The 2,681-nt window shown below is 72.3% G+C and carries 1 protein-coding gene and 1 pseudogene; both read right to left on the reverse strand.

The annotated features are described in order from the left end of the window. Window positions 1-1,243 (reverse strand): annotated as a pseudogene (locus WAZ62_RS20680) (hypothetical protein); the annotation flags it as partial. Continuing rightward, the coding region (locus tag WAZ62_RS20685; RefSeq protein WP_422645426.1) for a DUF4159 domain-containing protein at window positions 1,240-2,681 on the reverse strand (1,442 nt) is incomplete at its 5' end. The gene WAZ62_RS20685 and the pseudogene WAZ62_RS20680, both read right to left, overlap by 4 nt.

A 2,681-nucleotide genomic window follows, 5' to 3' on the forward strand; every position in this document is an offset into this window, starting at 1 on the left:
GCGCGGGCCGGAACGCCGCGCTGACATCGGGGCCGCGCGGCCGGGCCGGCAGCACGTCCGACAGGATGCCGGCGAAGAGGCTCAAGGGCTCGTCCGCGTCGGGGCTGGCGGCGATCATCAGGGCGCCGCCGTTCTGCACATAGTCGACGACATTGCCGAGATAATTGGACGGCAGGATGCCGCGCTGGCGGTAGCGGTCGAAGATGACGAGGTCGAAGTCCGACAGCCGCTCCTCGAACAGCTCGCGGGTCGGGAAGGCGATCAGCGACAGCTCGTTCACCGGCGTCGCGTCCTGCTTCTGGGGCGGGCGCAGGATGGTGAAATGGACGAGGTCGACGGACGGATCGGACTTCAGGATGTTGCGCCAGGCCCGCTCGCCCATATGCGGCTCGCCCGAGACGAGGAGAACGCGCAAGCGGTCGCGGATGCCGTTGATCGAGACGATGGCGGTGTTGTTGGCCGGGGTCAGTTCGGCCGGGCCGGGGGCGACGGCGATCTCGAAGATATTGGGGCCGCGCTTCTTGGGGGTAACTTCGATCGTCACCGGCGTGCCCACCGGCACCTCGCGGGTTACCGGCGGGCGGCCGTCGGCGGCGATGGTGACGCGGGCGGGGATGCCGGCGATGCGCTCGCCCGCTTCGGCGTCATCGACGCGCAGGCGGATGGACACCTCCTTGTCGATGACGGCATAGGACGGCGCCTCGAGGATGGTGACGCGGCGGTCGCGCTCCCCCGGCTTTCCGGTCGCCAGCAGGTGGAAGGGTGCTTCAAGCCCCGGCGGCGGCGTCTCGGCATCGGCGGCGCGGCCGTCGGACAGGGCGATGACCCCGGCGAGGCGGTCGCGCGGAATATCGGCGAGGGCCTGGCCGACCGCGCCCATCAGCAGCGTGCCGGCGGGATCGGCGCCCACGCTCACCTCCCGCAGCTCGATGCCCTGCAGGCGGGCGAGCTTCTGGCGAAGGCTTGCGAGGGCGGCATCGGTCTCGGCCGGGCGGGTGCCCAATTGCTGGCTGGGCGAGCGATCGACCGCGAGCAGCAGGATATCGTCGAGGCCGCGGCGCTTCTCCTCGCTGGCGATCGGGTTGATCAGCACGGCGAGCAGGGCAAGGCCGAGGAACAGGCGCAGAACGGCGCCCCGGCCGCGCCGCCACAGCGCGAGACCCATGGGGACCAGCAGCAGCAGGGCGGCGGCCGCGATCAGCCACAGGGGCAGGAGGGGCGAGGCGTCGATGCCGATGCTCATTGCCCCAGCCTTTCGAGAAGGGCGGGGACATGGACCTGATCGGCCTTGTAATTGCCGGTCAGGGCATAGAGCACGAGGTTGATGCCGAAGCGCAGCGCCATCTCGCGCTGCCGGCTGCCGCCCGGCTCCAGCGCGGCGAGGGGGCGGCCCTGGTCGTCGGCGGCCCAGGCGGCGGCCCAGTCGTTCGGCCCGACGACATAGCCCGAGACCCCGTCATTGGCGGGGGAAGCATTGGCCTCGACCCAGACCTGCCCGCCCTCGTAGCGGCCGGGGAAATTCTGCAGCAGGTAGAAGGATTTGGTCAGCACATGGTCGGCCGGCACGGGCACCAGCGGCGGCACGTCGAGGCGCGACAGGACCTGGCGCAGGGTCTCGTCTCCGGCCGAGCCGGCGCCGCCGGGCAGGGCGCCGGTGCCTTGCGCGACATCGCGGGTATCGAACAGGACGACGCCGCCGGCCTTGATGAAACCGTCCAGCCGCGCCATCGCCTCCGGCCCCGGATCGAAACCGGCCACCATCGGCCAGTAGATCACCGGAAACAGCGCAAGCTCGTCGGTGGCGAGGTCGAGGCCGACCGGCGCCCCCGGCTCGACCGAGGTGCGCTGGGCGAGGGCGGCGGAGAGGCCGCGCAGGCCAGCCTCGCTCATCTCGTCGGTCGCGGCATCGCCGGTGACGACATAGGCGAGATGGATATCGGCGGCGGCCTCCGCCGGCTCGATCGCCCGCGCCCGCTCGATCGGCTGGGCCAGCATCAGCGCGAGGGCGCCGAGGGCGGTCGGCACCAGCCGGCCGGACAGGCGCAGCGCGACGAGGATGTCGAGGGCGAGCAGGGCCAGGGCGGCCAGAATCAGCCAGGGGCCTAGGGCGAGCGCCGGCGCGACTTCCGGCAAGGCGACGGTGACCCCGGCCATGTCGGGCAGCGGCGCCAGCGCGTCGAGGTCGGGCGACAGGTTCAGGGCCTGACGGGCAGAGGGATCACCATAGAAGCCGGGCGGGCTCTGCGGCCCTGCCGGGGTTTCGGCGATCTTGTCGGCGGCGATGGGGCCGGCGCCCTGCGCGGCGCCGCCCAGATGGCCGAAGCCGTCCAGACTGGCGAGGGGCGGCAGGGCGCGGTTGCCCTCGATGGCGCCGCCCTCGCCCTCGGCAAGGCCAGTGATCCGGCGCAGGAGGTCGACGAAGAGGCCGGAGAGCGCGAGGCTCGACCAGTCGGAATTGGCCGAGGTATGGACGAGGACGAGGAGGCCGGCACCCCGCCGCGCCCCGGTGATCAGGGGTGTGCCATCGGTCAGCCGCGCCCAGGTGCGGGCATCGAGGTCCAGCGAAGGCTCGGCCAGGACCTGACGGAAGACTTTCACGTCGGGGCTGGGGACGAGGCCGGCGAAGGGGCTGTCGGCGGCGAAGGGGGCGATGCTCGCGGGCTCGGTCCAGGACAGGGCGC

The organism is Zavarzinia sp. (genome assembly GCF_049306435.1).
Taxonomy (GTDB): Bacteria; Pseudomonadota; Alphaproteobacteria; order Zavarziniales; family Zavarziniaceae; genus Zavarzinia.